At 74.6% G+C, this 1726-nt stretch carries 1 protein-coding gene and 1 pseudogene; one reads left to right on the top strand and one right to left on the bottom strand.

What is annotated here, in order from left to right; genetic code table 11:
• Positions 1 to 1080: pseudogene (locus AC2W7G_RS15485) on the bottom strand (biotin/lipoyl-containing protein); the annotation flags it as partial.
• Between the two features lie 274 nt (positions 1081 to 1354).
• Here AC2W7G_RS15485 and AC2W7G_RS15480 point away from each other — a divergent pair.
• The coding region (locus tag AC2W7G_RS15480) for a hypothetical protein (protein ID WP_485869225.1) at positions 1355 to 1726 on the top strand (372 nt) is incomplete at its 3' end.

Here is a 1726-nt window from a genome sequence, read left to right as displayed (position 1 = left end):
GCGGGGCGGACGCCGCGGGGCGGCCGGCTCGGGCTGCTGCTGGGCGGCCTTGGCCGCGTCCAGGACGTCCTGCTTGCGGATGCGTCCGCCGACGCCGCTGCCGGTGACGGAGGCCAGGTCGACGCCGTGCTCCTTGGCCAGCTTGCGGACGATCGGCGTCACGTAGGACTCGGCGTCCGAGGACGACTCCTGCTGCGCCGGGGCCGACTGCTGCGGGGGCGCGGACTGCTGGGCCTGGGCCTGCGGCTGCGGTCCGGGGTGGCCTGCGGCTCGGCTCGGCCAGACCGGTGGGCTGCGGGGTCGGCGCGGCCTGCTGCTGCGGGGCCTGCTGCTGCGGCTCCGGCTCCGGCTCCGGCTCCGGCTGGGCCTGCTCCTGCTGGGGCTGCTCGGGCTCGCTCTGCTGCGGGGCCGACGCGCCCTGCTCGCCGATGACGGCCAGCTCGGCGCCGACCTCGACGGTCTCGTCCTCGTCGACCTTGATCTCCAGGAGCGTGCCGGCGACGGGCGACGGGATCTCGGTGTCGACCTTGTCGGTGCTGATCTCCAGCAGCGGCTCGTCGACGGCCACGTCGTCGCCGACCTGCTTGAGCCAGCGGGTGACGGTGCCCTCGGTGACCGACTCGCCCAGCGCGGGCAGGGTCACGGACGTGCCCGCGCCGCCGGAGGCGGGCTTGGCCTCGGGCTGCGGGGCGGGCGCCTCCTCGGCGGCCTCGTGCTGCTCCTCGGCGCTGGCCTGGGAGGACGTCTGCTCGGGCTCGGGGGAAGCCAGCTCGTTGTTGTCCTGGCTGGGCGCTCGCCGGCGTCCTGGCTGCTCGGGGCCTCGCCGCCGCCGGCGGACTCGCCCTCGTCACCGATGACGGCCAGCTCGGCGCCGACCTCGACGGTGTCGTCCTCGTCGACCTTGATCTCCAGCAGCACGCCCGCGACCGGCGAGGGGATCTCGGTGTCGACCTTGTCGGTCGAGATCTCCAGCAGCGGCTCGTCCACCGCGACGGTGTCGCCGACCTGCTTCAGCCAGCGGGTGACGGTGCCCTCGGTGACGCTTTCGCCGAGAGCCGGGAGGGTGACTGACGTGGCCATGGTGTCCTCTGCTTGTTGTCAGGCGTGTGCCGGGATGGGTGCCGGCGCCGCGGTGGCGGCGCCGTCGAGCTCGTGGGGGCCGCGGAGGCGTCCGGGACGACGTCTCGACGCGACGGGATGGACATGGCGAAGGAGGCTGGCGATCGAGGTGTCGACCACGGTGCCCTCCCTTTCGCTCGGATCTGTCCTGCATCTTTCCACTCTGCTCGACCGGCCCGCCACCGGGGGCCTGTGACGCGGATCTCGTTCCCTTGCGTCCGGCACACTTGTCCGCATGCCTCTGTTCGGACGCCGTCGCACCGCCCCCTGGCCCGTGGGCGCGGCCCGTCGCGCCCGGGAGTCGCTGCAGGAGGAGCTGCAGGCGTTCGTCGAGGCCCGTCACGGGGTCGAGGCCTTCCTCGAGCCGGCGTCCGCCACGTCGCCGCTGTCGCTGCTGCTGGTCGCCGGCGACGGGGAGTCCACGCGTCGCCCGGTCGACTCGCCCAAGGCCGCCACCCGGCTCGCCCAGGCGCTCGACGTGCCGCTCTACGACGTCAACCGGGTCGGCTACCCGCAGCGGATGCGCGACTACGCGCTGCGCCAGCAGGGACGCCGGCCCCGCTCGCCGTTCTCGACCAGTGCGCCGGCCGACGACGAGCCGCGCCCG

This window comes from Aeromicrobium sp. PFPM2_SD2, from assembly GCF_057364525.1.
Note: the sequence above shows the minus strand (reverse complement) of the source record. Positions and strands in the feature narration are given on the sequence as shown.